General features: G+C 46.7%; 20 protein-coding genes. 4 read left to right on the forward strand and 16 right to left on the reverse strand.

The features are described 5' to 3' along the window. Nucleotides 1-67 precede the first annotated feature (67 nt). From C943_RS03475 to rfbC, 8 genes are all read right to left on the reverse strand, one after another. Nucleotides 68-1,324 carry a pyridoxal-dependent decarboxylase gene (locus C943_RS03475; protein ID WP_008624261.1) on the reverse strand — a complete coding sequence of 419 codons (1,257 nt, stop codon included), beginning with the start codon at nucleotides 1,322-1,324 and terminating at the stop codon, nucleotides 68-70. A gap of 28 nt (nucleotides 1,325-1,352) precedes the next feature. Beyond that, nucleotides 1,353-2,087, reverse strand: coding sequence for a shikimate dehydrogenase family protein (locus C943_RS03480; RefSeq protein WP_008624262.1), 735 nt, complete (start codon nucleotides 2,085-2,087; stop codon nucleotides 1,353-1,355). Then, entirely contained in the window at nucleotides 2,084-3,019 is a 936-nt protein-coding gene (locus C943_RS03485) for a polyprenyl-phosphate transporter (RefSeq protein ID WP_008624263.1), read from the reverse strand. The genes C943_RS03480 and C943_RS03485 overlap by 4 nt, the downstream gene beginning before the upstream one ends. A 42-nt stretch (nucleotides 3,020-3,061) precedes the next feature. Beyond that, nucleotides 3,062-3,832, reverse strand: a complete 771-nt coding sequence (locus tag C943_RS03490; protein WP_008624264.1) for a phosphosulfolactate synthase — start codon at nucleotides 3,830-3,832, stop codon at nucleotides 3,062-3,064. A gap of 20 nt (nucleotides 3,833-3,852) precedes the next feature. Further along, nucleotides 3,853-5,283, reverse strand: a complete 1,431-nt coding sequence (locus C943_RS03495) for a tetratricopeptide repeat protein (RefSeq protein ID WP_008624265.1) — start codon at nucleotides 5,281-5,283, stop codon at nucleotides 3,853-3,855. Between the two features lie 124 nt (nucleotides 5,284-5,407). Next, complete coding sequence (locus C943_RS03500) at nucleotides 5,408-6,376, reverse strand: NAD-dependent epimerase/dehydratase family protein (RefSeq protein ID WP_008624267.1); 969 nt, start codon at nucleotides 6,374-6,376, stop codon at nucleotides 5,408-5,410. Then, on the reverse strand, nucleotides 6,373-7,125 hold the full coding sequence (locus tag C943_RS03505; RefSeq protein WP_008624268.1) for a tyrosine-protein phosphatase: 753 nt from the start codon (nucleotides 7,123-7,125) through the stop codon (nucleotides 6,373-6,375). The genes C943_RS03500 and C943_RS03505 overlap by 4 nt, the downstream gene beginning before the upstream one ends. Next, the gene (rfbC, locus tag C943_RS03510) at nucleotides 7,126-7,674 is read right to left on the reverse strand and encodes a dTDP-4-dehydrorhamnose 3,5-epimerase (RefSeq protein WP_040478931.1); all 549 of its coding nucleotides are present in this window, start codon (nucleotides 7,672-7,674) and stop codon (nucleotides 7,126-7,128) included. A 220-nt stretch (nucleotides 7,675-7,894) separates the two neighbouring features. Between rfbC and hflX the strand changes: the two genes are divergently transcribed. Continuing rightward, nucleotides 7,895-9,160: a GTPase HflX gene (hflX, locus tag C943_RS03515; protein WP_008624297.1), complete on the forward strand. Its 1,266-nt coding sequence runs from the start codon at nucleotides 7,895-7,897 to the stop codon at nucleotides 9,158-9,160. On the opposite strand, the gene C943_RS03520 is transcribed toward hflX, so the two are convergent. The 4 genes from C943_RS03520 to C943_RS03535 form a co-directional block, all read right to left on the reverse strand. Then, a complete protein-coding gene (locus C943_RS03520) occupies nucleotides 9,157-10,557 on the reverse strand; it encodes a methyltransferase RsmF C-terminal domain-like protein (RefSeq protein WP_008624298.1) in 1,401 nt (466 codons plus the stop codon). The two genes, hflX and C943_RS03520, sit on opposite strands and share 4 nt — an antisense overlap. A gap of 43 nt (nucleotides 10,558-10,600) precedes the next feature. After that, on the reverse strand, nucleotides 10,601-11,374 hold the full coding sequence (locus C943_RS03525; protein ID WP_008624299.1) for a CHAD domain-containing protein: 774 nt from the start codon (nucleotides 11,372-11,374) through the stop codon (nucleotides 10,601-10,603). An 86-nt stretch (nucleotides 11,375-11,460) separates the two neighbouring features. After that, entirely contained in the window at nucleotides 11,461-12,378 is a 918-nt protein-coding gene (locus tag C943_RS03530; protein WP_008624300.1) for a hypothetical protein, read from the reverse strand. 147 nt (nucleotides 12,379-12,525) lie between these two features. Then, the gene (locus C943_RS03535; RefSeq protein ID WP_008624301.1) at nucleotides 12,526-13,392 is read right to left on the reverse strand and encodes an oxygenase MpaB family protein; all 867 of its coding nucleotides are present in this window, start codon (nucleotides 13,390-13,392) and stop codon (nucleotides 12,526-12,528) included. A 191-nt stretch (nucleotides 13,393-13,583) separates the two neighbouring features. Between C943_RS03535 and C943_RS03540 the strand changes: the two genes are divergently transcribed. Continuing rightward, nucleotides 13,584-14,189 (forward strand): nitroreductase family protein, encoded by a 606-nt coding sequence (locus C943_RS03540; protein ID WP_008624302.1) that lies wholly within the window; start codon nucleotides 13,584-13,586, stop codon nucleotides 14,187-14,189. Between the two features lie 69 nt (nucleotides 14,190-14,258). Here C943_RS03540 and C943_RS03545 read toward each other — a convergent pair whose 3' ends face one another. Continuing rightward, complete coding sequence (locus C943_RS03545; protein ID WP_008624304.1) at nucleotides 14,259-14,789, reverse strand: DinB family protein; 531 nt, start codon at nucleotides 14,787-14,789, stop codon at nucleotides 14,259-14,261. A 79-nt stretch (nucleotides 14,790-14,868) separates the two neighbouring features. Between C943_RS03545 and gldD the strand changes: the two genes are divergently transcribed. Beyond that, the gene (gldD, locus tag C943_RS03550) at nucleotides 14,869-15,450 is read left to right on the forward strand and encodes a gliding motility lipoprotein GldD (protein WP_008624305.1); all 582 of its coding nucleotides are present in this window, start codon (nucleotides 14,869-14,871) and stop codon (nucleotides 15,448-15,450) included. A gap of 60 nt (nucleotides 15,451-15,510) precedes the next feature. On the opposite strand, the gene C943_RS03555 is transcribed toward gldD, so the two are convergent. Continuing rightward, the gene (locus C943_RS03555; protein WP_211208859.1) at nucleotides 15,511-16,074 is read right to left on the reverse strand and encodes an alpha/beta hydrolase; all 564 of its coding nucleotides are present in this window, start codon (nucleotides 16,072-16,074) and stop codon (nucleotides 15,511-15,513) included. Nucleotides 16,075-16,170: 96 nt separating this feature from the next. Continuing rightward, a complete protein-coding gene (locus C943_RS03560) occupies nucleotides 16,171-17,952 on the reverse strand; it encodes a sodium:solute symporter family protein (protein WP_008624316.1) in 1,782 nt (593 codons plus the stop codon). A 224-nt stretch (nucleotides 17,953-18,176) separates the two neighbouring features. Between C943_RS03560 and C943_RS03565 the strand changes: the two genes are divergently transcribed. Further along, nucleotides 18,177-19,208, forward strand: coding sequence for a phosphotransferase enzyme family protein (locus C943_RS03565; protein WP_008624317.1), 1,032 nt, complete (start codon nucleotides 18,177-18,179; stop codon nucleotides 19,206-19,208). A gap of 86 nt (nucleotides 19,209-19,294) precedes the next feature. Here C943_RS03565 and C943_RS03570 read toward each other — a convergent pair whose 3' ends face one another. Then, entirely contained in the window at nucleotides 19,295-21,367 is a 2,073-nt protein-coding gene (locus C943_RS03570; protein ID WP_008624318.1) for a protein-disulfide reductase DsbD family protein, read from the reverse strand. Nucleotides 21,368-21,455: the final 88 nt, after the last annotated feature.

Raw genomic sequence — 21,455 nt, forward strand, 5'->3', positions numbered from 1 at the left:
CCTGTAGGCAGTTGGGGAACTCGATTTTTGCAAAAAACCCTGAGTTGTTCTCAGGGCTGATGGGGTTCTAGCGCATTTGCCTTGCTTTCAATTCTCCTTCCAAATCCATCAAAAAAGAATCTATCGTTCCCTGCTTGACGTGCGGCATCACCACGATTTTATACCAAGTTGGCTCAAATTCATAAGAATTGGCCACGAGATAATACTTGTGTGCCAATTCACTTGAAATATATTTCGCCTTGATAGAGATAATGTTGAGGTAGGGATTTCGGAAAAATTCTACACCCATGCCTGTCAGGCGCTTACAGATCCGCTCGGTATGGTCGCAAAGGGTTTCCATTTTGTATTTCCAACCCTCCGAACCGTGAATTTGGAGGATCATCCACATAGAAATAGCATTGGCACCAGACCGACTTCCGCTTACAGTGTAATCCTTACCCGGGATATACTGTGCTTCATCAGTTTTCACGAAATCAAAATATCCTTTGCGGATGAGGAACAAGCCTGTCCCATACGGAGTCTGAAGCATCTTGTGCCCATCGCTCGTGATCGAATTGAGATAGGGATTTTGAAAGGTGAACCTACTGGTAGGATTGGTGAAAGGATATATGAAACCGCCGTATGCCGCATCCACGTGTATTTTAAAGGGTGCGTTCATGTTGGTAAAGAAATCCCCCAACATGTCAATGTCATCCACTGAACCAAACATCGTAGTCGATAAGTTTGCGATGACGATGAAGTATTTGATTCCTTCATCCATTGCAGTCTTGATTTTGGATTCCAAAGAATGGGGCAAAATCTCCCTCGTATCTTTATCCACCTCCAAGATGATGCTTGTCAAATTGAGTATATTGGCTCCTTTTGGCATGGAATAATGCGAGTCCTCCGAATAGACCAGCCCGATTTCCCCGATTCTCGCACCAAATTCTTTCCGGAAAAAATTGCGATAAATCCACATTGCCTGGATATTGGCTTCAGTGCCTCCTGTCGCCACATAGCCATCCTGTTGCCCTGGGTCTCCGTTGAAAATTTCCTCGGCACACAACCTGATGAGATCCTTTTCGATTTTTTGTGTCCCTTCAAATATCTCCAGCACCGATTTTTCACTCAGCGTGTGGACCCCAATATGGTTTGGATTCCGCACCATAGCGGACATATAGGGCGCGTCTTTGAGAAATGGAGCATCGGGATAAAACTCGGCTGTGTCTAGGTAGGTGCCAGGGATACCCAGGATAGGATGTTCACCACGATAATCCAAGTTTTGGGACAATGCGGCAAATATGGTTTCTTTGATCTGTTCGTGTGTTTGTTTTTTCCAGTACATAGTTTGATTGGTTTAAATGGCAATGGATTTAATTCCAAATCTTCCAAGCCGCTTCGGCCTGAAGTTCCAGCATTTCCAAACCATTTTTCACCAATGCTCCCCGCGCCTCCAGAGACCTCATCAAAAATGTCTTTTCGGGATTGTAGACCAAATCATACACATGATGGCCCTCGCTCACTTGATCGGGATCAATATCGGGCATTTCATCTGTATTTGGATAGGTACCCAACGGCGTGGTATTGATGATGAGCTTGTGGTTCTGCAATATCGCGGGATTGTCTTTTAGGTCCTGATAGGAAAAAGTATGGTCCGCATTCTTCCGTGACACCATATGGAAGTTTATTCCCAAATCCTTCAAGGCCTGCACCACTGCTTTCGAAGCACCACCGGTACCAAGGACTAGTGCAGATGGTCTTTTTCCCGCCAAAAAACCTTCCAATGACTCCTTGAATCCAATGCAGTCCGTATTGAATCCCTTCAATTTCCCATTTTTGATTTGGATACAATTGACCGCACCGATGGCCGCACAAGCAGGATCCAGTTCATCCAGAAAGGGGATGACCTTTTCTTTGTAGGGAATTGTCACGTTGATTCCCTCCAATTCGGGATTTTCCTTGAGTATATCTGGCAAAAAGGATATGTCGGAAATTTCATAGAGATCGTATTGGCACCCAACAATCTTTTCCCTTTCGAATTTTGCAGTAAAATACTTCTTCGAAAAAGAATGGGTCAAAGGAAATCCGATCAGACCGAACTTTCTCATCTTCTCTTCAGATATTCAGCAGTCCTTTCGATCCCAAAAACGAGCAAAATCCCAAAAGCGAATGCCAACACAGCACCGAAAACCTGAGGATCCTGACCCGTACCCTCCATAAAAGTAGCGGGCATGACATTGTCAGTCAAAAACGGAACTTCCTCTCCTTTTGAATTGATACGGTAGGAAAGGATGTTTTTCCATGGCCAAAGCTTGTTGATAGAGCCCAACATAAAACCAGCAAGAAGCGCGATCGTCATTGATGGAAACTTATGCAAAAGCCAAGAAACGACTCTGGCGAAAGACAAAATACCGACTATACAGCCCAATCCAAATAGAGTGAGCAAGAAAATATCCTTTTCGTTTACCGCGGCGAGGATGCGTTCATATTGCCCCAAAATCAATAATACAAAGCTTCCTGAAATCCCAGGAAGGATCATCGCACAGATCGCAATCGCACCTGCCACAAACGTAAACCACCAGGTATCGGGAGTCCCTGTCGGTGGTAGTCCAGTAATCCAATAGGCTCCTACCGTCCCTATGAGCAAGGCAATAAAGACGCTCAGATTCCAACGTTGGATATCTTTCAAAACCAAAACCGCGGAAATCAAAATCAGGCCACAGAAAAATGACCATAGCAGAATGGGATGCTCTTCCATCAGGTGGGTTATCAACCTGGACATCGAAAATATACTCGTCATGATGCCGAGCACGAGTACCAAGAGAAACGTACCATTGATATGGGTCCAAAAATCCCCTATTTTTCCCCGAAATAGCAATGTCAAAGCCTGTTTGTCAACAGACTTGATGCTGTCGAGCAGCTTGGTATATATGCCCGTGATAAACGCAATCGAGCCGCCGGAAACACCGGGAACGATGTCTGCAGCGCCCATCGCTACACCCTTGGCATAGAGCAGAAGATAATCTTTTAGGTTGGTCATAGGTAAAGAAAAAAGACTGCCATAAGCAGTCCAAAATGGGTGTTAGAAAGAATGATCTCCCAGAAAGTGGTCAAATGTATCTCCGCGCAAGCCAAGTCTGATTGTCTCGAGAGGTATTACCTCATTGGGAGCGATATTGCCGAGGTTGACATTGGCGCCGAGAAGCTTTACAAACCAAACTTGTTGTTCTTTTTGTGGCGCTTCCCAGATGATGCGGTCTTCTGGAATTTTAGTGAGAATTTCTTCAACCAAGCCTTGCCGTACTTCACCAGAATCCCTGAACAAACCAACGGTCCCTCCTTCTCTGGCTTCTCCGATCACTTTCCAGCTACCCGCATCCAGTTCACTTTGCATTTGCTCGATCCACTTGTAAGGTGGGATGATTTTGGCGGCGTCCTTGGATCCAACCTCAGAAAGCACCGTCACATCTTTGGCAAGGATGCGGATAAATTCACATTTTTTGTCATGGGGAAGGCTGATAGAACCATCAGAAACTTCGGCAAAACGGATCCCATATTTGTCGATTACCTTTCTGTAATCCTCGAATTGGTCCCGAATCACAAAAGCTTCGAACAATGTCCCTCCAAAATAAACCGGAATGCCAGCGTCTCGGTAAATTTCAATTTTCTCGGCAAGTCTGTTGGTAAGGTAAGATGTTGCCCAACCTAATTTTACAATGTCAACGTACTCGGCATTTGCGTCGACAAAATTCTCGACCTCCCTGATGCTGAGACCCTTATCCATAACCATAGTGAAACCTGTTGTACGTGGTTTTTGGGTACGTACAGGTAGGTTCTTAAGCAGGTAATTCATCCGATTTGAATTCTTGGTGGTTAATTGTTTTGATCACGGGAAGGAGCGCTCCCGTCCTTGTATTGGGAAATGAGTTTGAAAATGGCCTTTTGTTTCTTGATCTCTGGCATCAATTCGTACAATATCACATGCTTCCCAAAGTCCAAAGTTAATGCATTTTCCAAATATGAAAAGGCCTCGGTGTATTTGGCCGTTTTGAGCAGAAAAACCACCATGCGATAATACAGCTCCGCTTCCCCCGGTAATTCCTCGATCCCCTCTTTCATAACATCCACAGCCTCTTCAAATCTATTTTGGTCAAAATAGATAATAGCGAGATTCACATAAGTCTCCATAATACCCGGCTCAAGATTGATGGCCTCTTCGTAGGCTTCAGAACTTGCCTGCAAGTTGCCAAGTTGATATTCCGCATCGGCAAGCCCAACCCAGTAATTCGGATTCTCCTTCGTTATATTGAGCGCTTTTCTGAAATAGTGTATGGCTTCGAAATATTTCTCCTTCTTCAGCATGCACATCCCCAAGCCAAACCACGCATCGTCATATTCCGGATCGATCTTCGCGGATTTCTTGAAGTATTTGAAAGCCTGATCGATATTCTCCAATTTCTCATAGGCTGCGCCCAAATAGCAGCAGTTTTCTGCATTTGCGCCCTCGCAATTGATCGTATTCTGATAGGCTTCCAATGCAAGTTCATACTGCTGCGTATTCATATAGGCATTACCTAGATTGAAATACGCCGAAGCGAAGGCATCATCGATAATCAGGGCATAATCATAGGCTTTGATTGCCTCCTCGAACCTTCCGAGGCGGTTGTAAACGACGCCAAGGTTGTACCAAGCCCCGGCGCTGTAGGGGTCTTGATCTATAAATTCCTGATAAAACTCCAATATCTCATTGAAGGAACCTTCCTCCTCAGTAATCATGGCGAGTTGGAAAAGGGCATCTTCGTGGTTGATTCGGATTTTCACGCATTCCTTGAAAAAATGGATCGCCTTCTCGTTATTTTCACTCGCCTTGTAAAGATTGCCCAGAGAATAGTAGACCTCTGCCTTGTCTTCCGCCAAGGGCAGAAAATCTTCCAGCAGCTCGATGGCTTCTTTATTGTTGCCATTGATCATCAACGCCTGACTCAGCGCGAGGATGATGTCTTCATTGTTGGGTGATAGATTATTGAGGTTCTCCAAAATCTCCAGTCCTTCTTCCAATTCATCGTTGAAAATCAAGCATTGCGCCTTGAACAACTTGATTTCTACACTGAATGGAAACTTACCCAAGGCGTGCTCGGCGGCTTTTAGCGCCTTGACGAATTTTTGTTGATCAAAATAAAACCGGATGATGTTTTCAAATTCCTCCTCCTCAAAGTACAGATCCAAGTTGGATTTCAATGAGTTTTCAAACCTTTCTACCAATTCTCTATCTTCTTCCCAGTCGTTTTCGAAATCTCCGGTCATGTGCTCTCATTAAATGGTTTATAAAAGATACCAAAAATTATCCCGAGACAAAATCCTATTCCATGATTTTTTCGAGAAAGTTTTTTGGGGTGATTTTGGGTCTTTTCAGATGTTTAACGACCGCTTAGCGCTTTTCGTTCGAAAGAGCCCATTGGAATGATTCCCGAAGCGGTCTGTAAGTAGGCCCAAGAATACGCTGCACCTTGTCGTTTAGCATAGTTATATCCAACTTGGACAGCATGGCTGTCTGTTTGTTGAGCGGGTTTTTGGAAAAACCCATTGCCCTCGCAATGCCGACGGCCAAAATCGCAAGGGTAAGTTGGAAGTCGCTTACCGGCTTTGTAGGTGGTTTCTTCCCTGCTACCTCAGCCATTTGGACAAAAAAATCCCGGTAGGATATCGATGCCGCATTGAGGATGAATTTTTCTCCCCAAAGACCTTTTTCAAAAAGTCCGTAGGTGATCTCAACAGCGTCGCGGATATCGATGTAATTGATGGAACCTGGAGGATAATACTTACTCCCCTCCAACACATATTGATACACCTGTGTGCTGCTGCGCGCATCCGATAATTTGCCCAAAATGACCGAAGGCAAAAGCACCATGACCTGCAAACCTTCCATTGCCCCTCTCCAAACCTCCAATTCTGCTTGGTATTTGGAAACTGCATAGGGCGTGTTCAAGTTAGACTCAACCCAAGCCGTTTCTTCGTTACAAGTTTTTCCTTCGGCGGTTCTGCCGAGGGCGGAAACCGAACTCACATGAATCAACTTGCCGACTCCCTTTCCGAGCATTGCATTTACCACATTGGTGGTTCCTTCCACATTGACCTTGTTCAAGTCTTCGGAATCTTTGGGATGAAAGGAGACTTTTCCCGCGGCATGAATAACCACATCTATTTCATCCAAGGCTTCCTCTATCGAAATTGGATCCAACACGTCTCCTTCCCGCCACTGCACCTGCTCTTTGAAATCGTCCAATAGTCCATATCCTTGCCCTTGCCGTTTCAGGCAAAAAACCTCATGCTGCAGGGCAAACTTTCGCGCCAAATAACTCCCAAATAGTCCAGTTGCTCCCGTGATCAGAATTTTCATAGCTCATGGTTCAATAGTGGAAGCCGCCGAAGTTTGGCATAAATCCGATTCTCTGGCAATCGTTGCAAGGCATCCAGATACCGCTCATTGTGGCAGTCAGTCCCAAGGTACCGAATCTTGCCTTTTTCCAAAAGCATTTCGGCAAACTCCTTTACCTGTTTGGAATAAAACCCAGTGAATGAGAGAAGGTTTGCCTGAAAGTAAATATCTCTGTCGAGCAATTCATCCAAGAGCTTTCGGTCCATCATCAGGTATTGGTACCTCTCGGGATGTGCCAAAATGGGCTTGTAACCCTGCATTTCCATATCGAAGAAAATCTCCTTGAGCATCAGCGGCTTTGCTACAAAACCCGTTTCCACCAAGACTTGGTTTTCGGAAACTGTCAGCAATTTCTCTCCCTTTTTTACTTTCTCGAGAAAAAACTCATCTATGTAATACTCGGCCGCTGCAGAAATCTCAATCCGAATCTGTTGCCTCGCGAGCTCCTTCCGCAACACATCCAAGCCATTCAATATGATCTCGGGAGTATTTCGATAATATTCAGACATGATGTGTGGCGTCGTAATGATCTTCCGCAGGCCATAATCTTGAAGCCTTTTTACCAATAATATGGACTCCTCCAAAGACTTTGAACCATCGTCAATCCCAGGTATCAGGTGGGAATGCATGTCGACCTGAAGCCAATCCAAGCTGAATTTTGCAGGGATTAGCTCATGCCGCTTCGGTTTCAAAAAATCAAGCCAACCCATCTACAATTCTCCGTACCTTTCTATGAATTCCCTCAAAGTGGGCAGTTCCAAGTCTTTTTCAGAAAGAATCGGATGCTTCACTTCCCAATCAATACCCAAGTCAGGGTCGTTCCAAAGAACCCCTCCCTCACTCTCTTTGTTGTAAACATTGGAACATTTATAAGTAAATACCGAATCCTCGAGCGCTGAGAACCCATGGGCAAAGCCCTCCGGTATCAGCAGCATGTTGTGCAATTCGGCATCTAGCTCGATCGCAAAATAGGAACCAAAGGTCTTGGAACCCTTCCGTAAATCCACCGCCACATCCAAAACGCGTCCGCTTATAACCCGCACCAGTTTGGCTTGCGCAAACGGCGCCCGCTGGAAATGCAGTCCTCTTACCGTACCTGCCTTGGAGAATGACTGGTTTTCCTGCATCCATTGAATATCCATACCATGGTCGGCTAGCCAATCATTTCGATATGACTCAAAAAAATACCCTCTACTGTCTTTCCATACTTTGGGATAAATTTCCAAAAGGCCTTCCAAAGGCGTGGTTTTGATATTCATTATGGTAAAGTCGCTTGATTTGGTTTTCAGACCATATTTGCCGATCTCGATCGGGCTCAACGAATATTTTTCTAGAATCAACCCTTTAAAAAAAGGTATCAGTCTGAAATCGAGCCCAAATATAAGGCTATTTGCCTCGAGGTTGGTAACTTTGATGCACAATCCGATGGGAACTTATACGCGATTTTCTTCCTTTCATGTTCAACTCTCTTACTGATTCATGAGCAAACTCTCCAGAAAACTCCAAAAATTGTACGATACCGCGCCTCTGCAGGAAACAGCCGTATTGGTTGCCCTGATACGGCAAGGGCAAACCGAGCAGCAGGCCAATGAGTATCTGGATGAATTGGCGTTTTTGACGGAGACTTTGGGAGCCAAAACGGTTTACAAATTTACCCAAAGACTGGAGCGGCCAGATGTGCGAACCTTCGTCGGGTCGGGAAAACTGGAGGAAATCCAGTCGTACGTGGAGCACTTTGCCGTGGACATGGTCATCTTTGACGATGACCTGAGCCCGTCCCAAATGAGAAACCTCGAAAACGAACTGAAAGTAAAGGTATACGACCGATCACTGTTGATCTTGGATATATTCCTAAAACGCGCCCAAACCGCCCAAGCAAAAACCCAGGTTGAATTGGCAAGATTCCAATACCTGCTGCCTCGATTGACCCGGATGTGGACACACTTGGAACGTCAACGAGGCGGTACCGGAACCCGCGGCGGTGCAGGTGAAAAAGAAATCGAAACCGATAAGCGAGATATCCGAAACAAGATCGCACTTCTCAAGACCAAGCTGAAAGAAATCGAAAAACAAGGCTTGACGCAGCGCAAAAGTAGAAAAGGCATCGTTCGCGTCGCTTTGGTCGGTTATACCAATGTGGGCAAGAGCACACTCATGAACCTGATTACCAAATCGGACATTCTGGCCGAAAACAAGCTCTTTGCCACCGTCGATTCCACAGTCAGAAAGGTCGTGTTGGAAAACATCCCTTTCCTGCTTTCCGATACGGTGGGCTTTATCCGAAAACTTCCCACCCACCTCATAGAATCCTTCAAGTCGACTTTGGACGAAATCAGGGAAGCCGACCTGTTGATCCATGTGGTGGATATTTCCCACCCAAATTTCGAAGACCATATTTCGGTCGTCAATGAAACACTCAATGAGATCGGTGCGGGTGATAAGCCGATTTTCCTCGTATTCAACAAGATGGATTTGGTGCCGCCGAAGCCTTCGGAGGAAGAAATGATGCACATGACCGAGCATGAGCTTCAGGAAAAAAGGTACCTGGATTTCGAGCAGTTGGCTACAGCCTATGGCAAGAAAACCGGTATTGCACCCATATTCATGTCAGCCCACAACGGCGGCAATGTGGAACTGTTTCGCCAAGGTTTGATCAAGGAAGTGAAAAAGCAGCATTTGAAGATTTATCCCCACTATTTGGAAAACGAAGTGGTGGATTTTTCAGCTTTTGAAAATCTCGACTAGGCATCCTCACCGCCCTGCATCCGTATCCGCCATTCCTTGGGATAGTAATTATTGATCCGATTGCCGAGGTTTTTGATCCAACCCAAGGGTAGATTCGCATATGTGATCAGAATCCAACCTTCGGGCAAATCCCCAGTCAAGGAAAACTCCTCCCTACGCAAAAATTGAAGGGCCTGCTTGATATCAAGATCCAAGGTCGGAAAACCGGGTTCGGGAAAAATGCTCATCGCCCATTCATGGCTTGGAATCAACTGGCTTTTGGAAAATTGCCCGAGTTCCACACCAAAATATTTGATGTTGAGATACCGGGACAAAAATTCAAAATGCTGGCGAAAATTCGAGTTCAACCAGAAGACTGATTCTTGCAGCTTGTAAAAAATACTGTTTTCGGGCAAATCGACCTGCGATTGGATCAGCGCAGCCTCGGCGTTGGAAACGGATTTGAGAAAGGGATGCTTGAAATCCTTCACCCTTCGCGGCTCCAATACCTCGGCATCCTCGGATCTTTTGAGGACCGTCACAAACAATCCCTCTCCTGGTACTAAATGGGGGAAAAAACGATATCCAAAGAATTGCCCTTCGTCAGTCTCGACTTTACTTTCAATGATATTCCATTCCGGTAGCAATGGAATCCGCACCGGTTCATACGCAAATTCAGAAACAACATATTTGACGATTTCCTCATTTTCACGCTCGTTGAAGGTACAAGTGCTATAGACCAAATACCCGCCTGCCTTCACCAATGCTGCGGCTTGGTCCATGATCCGCTCCTGACGGAGGGCACATAGCTGCACATGGTCCAATGACCATTCGTCCCTTGCCTCGGGATCTTTTCGAAACATCCCCTCGCCCGAACAGGGTGCATCGACCAAAACCAAATCAAAAAATCCATGAAGTTCCCCAAAATGCTCCGGGTCGTTTTGGGTCACCATCGTATTGCCCAGACCCCATTTGATGATGTTTTCCTTGAGGATATTCGCGCGGGCCTTGATCACTTCATTGGCCACCAAGAAGCCCTCGTCCCCCAAATAGCTGCCCAACAAAGTAGCCTTTCCACCTGGCGCGGCAGATAGGTCCAGATAGATGCCGTCTTTTGGAGCACAGACGCTTTCGAGAATATGCCCAAGAAACATCGAAGAGGACTCCTGTACATAATAAGCCCCTGCATGAAAAAGTGGATCCAGAGTGAAAATCGGCCTTTTTTCCAAAACCCGTCCCTCTGGATTCCAAGCCACCGAAGGGAGATTACTGAAAGCTTCGCATGGTTTGAAGGGATTGAGTCGGATCGAAGTTTTGGTATCCGCGTCCAAGGCTTTCTCGAATACCGCATATGTCTCCGACCCAAAATAGGCTTTCATTTGCTGGGAGAATGCGTCGGGAATCTGAAAAGCGGCCATTGGTTTTTCCCCAAAAATAGAAAAATCGACCGTAAGTGTCTCCCTAATCCTGTTCTACAACCGCGACCTTCTTGATTTCCGCTTCGAATTTCCGGATCAAGCCCTTGATTTCCTGTACAAGATCCTGTTGGGCATTTCTGATGAGCGTGCTATTCTTGACCGAAGCTCCATGGTTGTAAATATACAGGTAGGTTCGGTGCAGGTCATGCCAGGCGCCAATCTTGCCTTGCAGAAATTCGAGGTACCCCCAATTCACTTGAAACTCGGGAAAAATCTCACTCAAATGTTGGATGGTCTTGATGGACTTTCGAGACTCATGGAGCGTTCCTAGAAAATAGACCCGGTGACAATTTTTACCCACAGCCCGCAAGTGGTGAAATAAAAAAGATTCAGCGAGTTCGTCATCCAACGGGACAAGCTGATCCTTAATCTTTGACAATGAAGATTCGATCAACTGGGAGTACCAGCGGCGTTTCAGCTCGAATTTAGCAGTCTGATAAGTGATGGTTTCCTGCAATGTGCTCTTAATACTTGCATCCTTAATCTGCAGTGCTTCCATATTTGCAAGATGGAGTTGGGCTTCCCGGATTTTTCCGGCATGCTTGAAAATCTCCCGCACATCCTTAAATTCGGAGAGACCTGACTTCCCTTCCTCAAGGACGCATTGGAGCTTTAACAATGAATGGATTTTCTTCGTAGCAACTCTGAATTGATGGAGCGCCTCGGCGTCCCGCTCTTCGCAAAATCGGTCAAATTGGGTTTCCAGATTTTCCCAGTGCTGAACTAAGTACTGCTTTTGAATGGATTTTTTAAGCATGGCCCAGTAAGGTTAAATTAAAATATATTGAAAATAATCTGATTTTCTGCCAAAAAACACTCAGGAGTCCTACGAACGCCCTTGATCTATTTTTTCCTAACTGAAAAACCTAGACCAACATGAAACCTTACTTGTTTCAACTCTAAACTGGTCAGGCTTGTACCCACACGGACATTCAAACCCTTGAAATCCCCCATCAAACCTGTCTCCAGAGTGGGCTGATTGAGGTTGGACTGCTGATTTCTTGCCCAAACGTTGCCGATGTTGTTACTGTTTTCGTCCAGAATCTCCATCTCCCAGTATTCTCGGGAATGGTTCAGCCCAACACCTCCATACATCCATACCGGTGCAAAAAGCTTCCAAGTAAGCCCCATCACCAGCTCCACCATTCCAGACTTTACCTGGCCAGTCGCCTCTGTCTTGGCATAGGGACTTCCATAAACGGTGCCTGAATTGTTGACTGTAAACTCTGCTTTGTTTTGCAGGAATGCTTGATTGGTACGAATGAGAAAATAGGTCCCAATCCCGTGCGTATTCAGGCTGCCCAAATGAAAACCAAAAGGCATATCTGGGCTGTAGGTCAAGGCGTAATAGAACCTATCCATTGACCGGATTGGGATAAACCCACTTTGGCTCGACTTTTTCTTTTTGTCCCAAAGCGATTCTTCCAAAGCCGCTATTTGAGTTTCCAGTTCACCATCGTCCAACCTTTTTGCCTCAGATAGAAAAGGCTTCGCCATCTTGCTATTTCCAATTTCCATGTGGGCAAGTGCCGAATAATAATACCCCGCAGCCTTGTCCACATCCAGCCAGATTTGGGTCCTTGCCAGTTCCAGCACCCTAGCCCAATTCCTATCCACAATCTCGGCGGCGATTTGCATTTCCAAATCCTCCGCTGAAAATTTCTGTGCAAACGATTGGGTTGGATTGCCCAACCAAATGTGTGTAATTATTACAAAAGCCAAAGCAAAAGGTGCCTTGACCCTACTGAAACCAAACGACATAAAATCCAGAAAAATGGGGTGATTAACTGGTGATAAGTGATTGAATTTGAGTAAAATAATCCAATTATCAAAATAAATTTTCAGCCTGAAAAAAGCCGATTTTGAACACTTTTTTATGTCGGTTTTAGCAAAAAACTCACCTATCCATTAGTTCTCCTTTTTCGATGGGAGCGGCGCAAATGTCCCCAGTTCTTCGATTTGGTAGCCTTCCGGGTAGGTTGGGCGTCGCCGTTTGGTTCCCAACAGCGGTTCTTTCCTTTCGGGAAAATAGCGGAGAATCCTAGCCCTGAGTTTCAAAAACGAAGAAACTACGGCCCCAAAGATACCTGCAGGTTTTGGGAAGCCCATCGCCGCCCGCAGGGGTTCATCCATCAGTGCATAGACAAACGGACGCCCGAGGCCATGAAAGAATTTTGGAAGGTAAAAACCTAAAAGCAAGGACACCGTCTTGTCGCCAATTAGCTTGTTGCTCTGCGCAAATACAAAATGCCGAGTTTCATAATCTTTATTGAATTGCTCAAACTCCTCGAGCGAATTGGGTATATCCCGAATCTGCATCCGCTCGCCCAGCCTGCGGTAATTGATATAAATCGACTGCCTTTCCAAGTCGGTAAAAGGCCTCCACCCGTATTTGTCCATCCATCGAATCGGCTCAAAAATGAAAGTGGACAGGACGTACAGGAAATCACCATTGGAAATCTTGAACCGCGCGTGCATGTCGTTCATACGGTGAATGGCGCGCTTGCCCCGGAGGCTGTCCATGCCATGCTCGAGGATTTCATAGAGAATCAGCTCCGTATCATCATAACGCTTCCTTGGTCTCGCTGTAAACTCCCCGGTCCCCGCCAAAATCTTGGAAATCGAGGGCACAGCAAAGGTGCGAAAAAGCGCAAACTCCAAGGCCCTTTCCATGTCCCAAGGGAAGCAATGACAAGTCAGCAAAAAGGCGATTTCCCGATGATCCTTTTCCGGATCAAGCGCGGCGATTTTGGACGAAAAGGGTTTGTTGTTCATCTTATGGAAAAATTAGCTCGGTCCTGACCAAATTCGGAGATAACTCACCCATAGTCACACCTTTTGTTGAACCAAGGTAACGTGATCGTTGTGATTTTGGAATATATCTAGGATAGATTTTATTGAATCGAGGAAACCATTTTTGTCGGTTTTTTGCTTATTCTCCTGATCAACCGTCAAAACTCAATCACATGCAAAGACCTGATTTCAATATCTCAGAGGTTAACAAAATCATCCGTGGACGCAGGTCCCAATTTATCGCCCAATTCAAGGAAAATGACCCAGTAGACGACAGCATCATCGAGGAAATCCTCGAAAACGCGACTTGGGCACCAACGCACAAGCTGACCGAACCTTGGAGTTTTACAGTTTTCACCGGCGAAGGGTTGAAAAAATTTGCCGACTTCCAGGCAGATCTGTACAAGGAACGAGCCACCAAAAACGGGAACTTTATAGAGGCTACCTACGAAAAATTCAAAGAAAGCCCCCTGAAGGCTTCCCACATCATCGCGATCAAAATGAAGCGTGACCTGAAGGCCAACTTGCCTGTGATGGAGGAAATCGCTGCCGTAGCAATGGCAGTCCAAAATATGTACCTGACCGCTGTAGCCCATGGCCTTGCGGCCTATTGGGGAACCGGTGGACCTACATTTTGGCCCGAGGCAAAACCTTGGTTTGGATTGGCGGAAGAAGATATGCTGATGGGATTTTTCTATGTGGCAAAGCCTTCTACAGACAATTGGCCCGCAGGAAAAAGAAAACCGTTTGCCGAAAAAACCGAATGGGTGAGGGAATAAGTCCCAGTTGGCGTTATTCAGTTGGCAGGTGAAAAACACTGCCAACTGAATAATGCAAATGCCAACTGACTACCACCCTCTGTAGCGTGGCGGCTCGATGCCATTGGCACGGATATAGGCTACGGCAGCGCCACGGTGGTGTGTACAGTGGTCGTCAATCAAGGCGATAACTTGCCTGCGGGTGGCTTGCGAACCGAAAATTTCAACTTTCTCGGCTCTATCTGAATCGTTCAGGCTGGAGATTGTCTTCTTTCCATAGTCATAGCATTTTTCCACAAAAGCCCTCAACTCTGCCTTAGTGGCAGGTTTGGCGTCTGCAGCAAATCCTGGATCACCTCCCTTGAGAAAATTTGAACTGATCATCACGATGGCAGCAGAAAGGTGCGTCACTTGTTCCTTGAAGCTCATGCCACCGTCGTCAGGCTTGTAATCAAAAAGGTTTTCCGGCATCTTGTCCACTACTTCAAGTGTAAACTGCTTGCTATTGTCCCACTTGGCCACAAATTCCTCCATTGTGGTCTGCGCGAATGATTGGCCCGGAATGACAAAAAGCGCCACCAGGCAACCCATGGTGAAAAGTAATCCATAAGTTTTTTTCATAATTGGTGAAGGGTTTGGTTTATCTATAAATATCCGCTTTAAATGACTCATTTCAAACGATTTTGATAACTTTGGCTCCATGCTTCAGAGAATCCCCATTGCCGTTTTATTGCTTGTTTTTTCCTTTTCCTGCTCACAGGATTACCTCCCCAAGCCAAGGGGTTACAATCGGATAGACCTACCGGAGCGCGGTTTCCAGGCCTTGGAAGAGGAAACTCCGTACACCTTTGAGTATTCCAAAAATGCCCGAGTAGAGCCTGATTCCTTTAACCTCGCCCAAAAATCCTGGATCAACCTCAACTATACCCAACTCGGGGGAAAGATCCACCTCACCTATTTTCCCTTGGACACGAAAGGCAAGGATATCAAGCTCGTGGTCACCGATGCCATCAACCTGACCGCCAAGCACCAAATCAAGGCCTATGGCATTGAGGAATCGGTGCTCCTGACTCCGAAAGGCTACACCGGTGTGGTGGCTGAACTCAGCGGTGAAGTTCCGACGCAGTTCCAGTTTTTTGTTACCGACTCCACGGACCACTTTTTGCGTGGAGCGCTCTACTTCAATACTGCCATGAAAAACGACAGTCTTGCTCCAGTGATCGAGTACATCAAGGTGGACATGATCCACCTCATCAACACGCTGGAGTTTAAGAAGAAGTGAGGGGGAAGGTTTGGGATTTGGGATTTGAGACACGAACGCGAAATCGTTGATTGAGGAAAACTAGTTCTCTTTCAGTATTTCAGCCAACCATCGATTAATTACTTCATGTTTGTCGAGCGTCATCAAATGGCCGCCGCCTTTGATCACAATTGGACTTTGAACAAGCCGAATTGGCAGAATTCTGTCCCTGTCACCATGAAGGTGATTCAGTTGAACTGGATTCGGTCCGAAATGTTTCCAAGTGAGTATCTTGTCAATCGCCCATTTCAAAAACACCGGGTCAGTGTCCTCGAGTATATTCTTCAAAAGTGCTTTTTCCTCTGGCGTTTCCGCACCAAAAAACCAATTTGACAGGAAGTTTGAAGATTTGAGAAACTCTGCAGGAATTAAGCGATGCAAACGAATAGAACCAGCCAGGCGAAAGTAAAATGGGATTTCGTCACGGGTTTTCGCTGAAGATATCAGAATCACTTTCTCAGTCCATATCAGCTTCGCCACCTCAATCACCATAATTCCTCCAAACGAAAGCCCTATCAAGATCGGGTTCGGAGAGGCGATTTGGGTTAGGATCCGATTGGCATAAGAATCAATCGATTCGTTTTGAAGCGGAAGAATCCATTTCACATGAGTCACATGAAAACCCTGAAATTGAATTTTCCTAAAGACACGTTCATCAGCGCCCAAGCCGCTAAAGACAAAAATCGCTCTGCCCAAAACCTGTTACGACAACTTCATCCTATCCCAATTGCGGACGATAATAAAACCGCCTGCCAGCGAAACAACCCCAGCAATCAGCGCTCCGACAAAATTGCCATATAGGACAAATCCCACTGCAAACAGTGCGGCATACACCATCACCGTGCCGACCAGCATCAGACCAATCTCCATGGGAAGCTGACCTTGTTCCTGCTGTTCCTTAGGGTAGCGATCGAGCAGCTTTTTCCAGCCAAAAGCCGCAGGCCTTACTTTCCGGTAGAATGAAAGCAAAATTTCATCCTTCTCCGGCTTGGTCAAAAAGGTGACCAATACCCAGCCAATCGTCGTGATACCAACGCCATACAGTAACTTGAGGTACGACTGCTCTGCGGGAATATCGATGAAGCCCAAGCGTGGATTGATGCTTTCGAAGAAAATCGCCACGGCAAATGAAATGAACATCGCCCAGATCTCGGTGTAGGCATTGATCCTCCACCAAAACCAACGCAGGATAAAGATCAACCCTGTGCCCGCACCAATTTGCAACAAGATGTTGAAGGCTTCGAGGGCATTGGACAAAGCCAAGGCCAATACCGCTGCCAACACCATCAGCAACACGGTCGAGATGCGGCCCACAGCCACCAACTCTTTATCAGACGCGTTCGGCTTGATAAACCGGAGATAGAAGTCATTGACCACATACGATGACCCCCAATTCAGATGGGTAGAAAGCGTAGACATCACGGCCGCAATCAAAGAAGCCAACACGATCCCAATCAGGCCGGTCGGCAAGAAGGTCAGCATCGCAGAATAGGCCAAGTCATCGCCCAATTTGTCCGCGGGGATATTCGGAAAGGCCGCACCCAAATCAGATATCTGCGGGAAAATGATCAAGGACGAGAGCGCCACGATGATCCACGGCCAGGGGCGCATGGCATAATGCGCGATATTGAAAAACAGGGTCGCTCCAATGGCATTCTTTTCATCCTTCGCAGACAGCATCCTTTGGGCAATATAGCCACCCCCTCCCGGCTCTGCGCCAGGATACCAAGTCGCCCACCATTGGATTGCCAAAGGCATGATCAAGAGTGGGATCAAGAGGTTCCAATCATTGAAATCGGGGAAGAAATCCAATTTGTCGGCGACATTTGGATGTGTGAGCAGATTGTTCAGCGACCCGATCTCAGGCATGTCCAACACATAAATCGCTGCACCGACCGATCCGATCATGGCAATGAAAAATTGGAAGAAATCAGTCAGCAAAACACCCTTCAAGCCCCCCAAGGAACTATAAATCACCGTCACGACGGATGCCAACAGCAGGGTCTCGATCGGACTCAAACCAAGCATGACCCCACCGATCTTGATGGCTGCCAAGGATACGGTCGCCATGATGACCACATTGAAGAATACGCCCAAATAAAGCGCCCGGAATGCCCGCAAAAACGCTGCCGGCTTGCCTCCATACCGCAATTCATAAAACTCCAAATCCGTCGTCACCTCCGACCTTCTCCACAGTTTGGCGTATACAAAAACCGTGAGCATGCCCGTGAGCAAAAATGCCCACCAAACCCAGTTACCGGAAACCCCTCCTTTTCTCACGATGTCTGTCACGAGGTTGGGTGTATCAGCCGAAAACGTCGTGGCGACCATCGACACGCCGAGTAGCCACCAGGGCATATTCCTTCCCGAAAGGAAAAATTCCTTGGCAGAAGAGCCGGCTTGCTTCGAGGCAAAAACGCCAATGAGCATGGAAACCAGAAAGAATACTCCGATGATTGTCCAATCTATCCAAGATATTGTCATAGTTTTTTTGGGTTTGCGTGGGAAACGAGGCTAGAGTTAATCTATTTTTTCAATTTAGTTCGGATAACTTCTTTAATAAATTTTTCTAAGGTAAACATTTAATATTCATTTCCAAAATTGAGAATCTGGAACGCAAGAAAATTATTTCAACACAATGTTGGCACGTTACCAGTTTTTGAAACCCAACAATACCTTACTTTTGGAGTGTTTTGGAAAATCGCTACATGAACTACCCGGATTGGACAGAAGCTTTGGAATCGCATTACGCCATCAAAGTGGCATCAGGTGATATTCATCCATTTGGTGACGGTCATATCCATCAGACATTTCTGGTAAAATCGGGCGCGGATGCCTATATCCTGCAGGCTTTCAACAAGAATGTGTTCAATTATCCGGAGCGGATTTCCCACAATCACGAAATCTTGCTGGAAGGAATCAACCCGAAGGATTTGCCTTTCATACTCCCACTGCCCATACCGACAAAAACGGGGGCACTGCTTGCGGAAGACAAAGGCAGCATGTTTCGCCTGAGTCCCTTTGTGGCAGGAAGGTGCGTCAATGAAGTCAATGATCCACGGCAAGCCTATTTGGCAGCCGAAGCTTTTGCCATCTTTATCCGCGCCGCAAAAGACCTGAATCCCCAGGATTTTCAGGAATCCATTCCGTCTTTCCATGATCTCAGCCTGCGTTTTCGTCAGCTTCAGGAAGCAACCAATCACACCCGTCGGCATTTTGACCAAGAGCTTCGGGAGGTCGTGGATTTTTATCTTGCACAGGAAAGTCTCGTGCAGGAATACGAAAATTGGAGAAAAATCCTGCCTCTCCGCGTCACCCACAGTGATACCAAGATCAACAATCTGATTTTTTCGGAAAATATGGACAAGGTCCGCGCAGTGATCGATCTCGACACGATCATGGCCGGCTACGCGATGTATGATTTTGGGGATTTGGTGCGGACGGTCGCGTGCACGGAGGGTGAAAGCTCAAGGAATTGGGAAAAAATCAAAGTGGATTGGGAAAAGTATCAAGCACTTTTGAATGGCTTTTTAGAAGGAGGAAAAGGGCTGCTGAAGGAGGAGGAAATCGAATCCCTGCCCTTCGGCGGCAAGATGATGACCTGCATCATGGGCTTCCGCTTTTTGGCCGACTACCTCAACGGCAACATCTATTACGCCATCCACTACGAGCGCCAAAACCTCGACCGGGCCATCAACCAGATGTGGCTGCTGAAGGGATTGGGGGAAAGCAATTCTTAATTCAACCAAGATCAAAGCCTTGACTGAGCTTCGTCAATTAGCCCAAGGTTATTCGAGGCAAAAGGTTGATCAGCGTTCAAAAAAATTCACCTCCTTCCAAACTCCGCCTTCGCCTCCTCGAGGAAATTGACAAAGTTTTGGATATTGGTATCATAGGCCTTTGGCTTTACGAGCAATTCCTCGTTGTGGTCCAAAATGACATAGTAAGGCTGCGCGTTGTTATTGAACCGGGTAATCTGGAAATCCGCGTTCTGCTTGCCAATCGTCGATTTGACCTTGCCATCGTAGGTGGAAGTGTACCACTCTGATTCCGGTAATGGGTGCCTTTCGTCAATGTACAAGGCAACCATGACGAAGTCATTTTTCAGCCTTTGCAAGACCTGCGGATCCGACCATACGCGGGCTTCCATCTCGCGGCAGTTCACGCAGCCATGTCCGGTAAAATCAATGAAAAGCGGTTTTCCCTGCTTTTTGGCCGCAGCCAAAGCCTGCTTGTAGTCAAAATACCCCTGAATTCCGTGTGGGAAATGTAGGAAATCCGCATACTTGGGTACTTCGTCAAGGGCATTGGATTCAGACGTTCCCGTTGCCCTATTTTCCAACAGATTGAAATCATGGGAAGAAATAGGGGGAAGGTAGCCGCTCAAAGCCTTCAAAGGCGCACCCCATAGTCCGGGGATCATGTACACGACGAACACAAAAGTGACAATTGCCAACATCAGCCGCGGTACGCCGATATGCTCCATTTTGGAATCATGCGGCAGCCTGATTTTTCCCAATAGGTAAAATCCTAACAAACCGAAAATTACGATCCAGATTGCCAGGTAGATATCCCTGTCCAAAATGCCCCAATGATAGACTTGGTCGGCGATGGAGAGGAATTTGAAAGCCAAGGCCAATTCCAAAAAGCCGAGCACCACTTTGACAGAGTTCAGCCAACCGCCGGACTTGGGCAGGGAATTGAGCCATTCGGGGAAGATCGCAAACAAGGTAAATGGAATCGCGAAGGCCAAGGAGAATGCAAACATCCCCGCAATCGGGGTGATGAAATCCCCGCCGGCGGATTTGATCAGGATCGAACCCACAATCGGTCCGGTGCAGGAAAATGATACCAACACCAAGGTGAATGCCATGAAGAAAACACCTGTCAAGCCGCCTTTGTCCGACTTTGCATCGATCTTATTGACAAAGCCGCTCGGCAAGGTCAATTCGAACATGCCCAAAAACGCCATCGCAAACACGATGAATACCAAGAAGAAAAAGACGTTCGGTACCCAATGCGTCGAGAGCCAGTTGGCAAACTCAGGCCCTTGAATGGCCGCCACCGCCGTGCCGGCTATCGTGTAGATCGCAATGATGGAAAGTCCATAAATGAAGGCATTTCTGATGCCGACAGCGCGGGATTTGGCGCGCCCGGTAAAGAAAGTCACCGTCATCGGAATCATCGGAAACACGCATGGCGTCAGCAAAGCTGCCAAACCCGCCAAGAACGCCACAAACATAAATCCGATCAATCCGCCTTTTCCCTCCTCGGGATCTAAAGTAACCACGGTCCGGTTTTCTTTGCTGGCCGAATCCGCGTCGGTTGGCTGTGCGGCCACAGTGGACTCCCGATTCGCAGAATCGGGCGCAACCGTCGGTTCTTGCGTCGTGGTAGCGTTTGCGGCGGCAGGTTCATCCGAAACCGCCGTTGCCTTGATCGTGAAATCCTCCTCGTAAAGGATGCATTGGCCGGTCACGTCGGAGCACATCTGATACTCCACGACACCCTTGATCTCTACATTCGGCTCAGTGATGGTGATCTTTTGCCGAAATTCCCCAATGCCTGAAAAATAGGTGATATCGGCTTCCCATACCTTGTCAAACTTCTTTTTCGGATTGATGGGGCTGAGCTTTTCCTTTACCGAAATTCCCTTTGATCCTTCCAATGACAGCGTCGTCAATACCGGCCCCGCATTCTCATCGAAGTCATTGGAGTAAATGTACCAATTCATCGGGATGCTGGCTTTCAATACGATTTCCGCTTCCTGCCCTACTTTTAGGTCCTTTTCGGCCAATTGGATCGTCCACTTGGGCGGAGATACCAACTGTCCAAATGACTGGACTTGGAAAAAAAACAAAAGGAGAGCGATCAATGAAAGTGGAAGAAACCTTGACATCATAATGGGATATAAGCGTAACTTTTTGTTAAAGTCAATATGCACGAAATTGGTTCAAGCTGACATCAATACACGGCCACAAAGGAAA

The sequence above is a fragment of the Mariniradius saccharolyticus AK6 genome, assembly GCF_000330725.2.
Lineage (GTDB): Bacteria > Bacteroidota > Bacteroidia > Cytophagales > Cyclobacteriaceae > Mariniradius > Mariniradius saccharolyticus.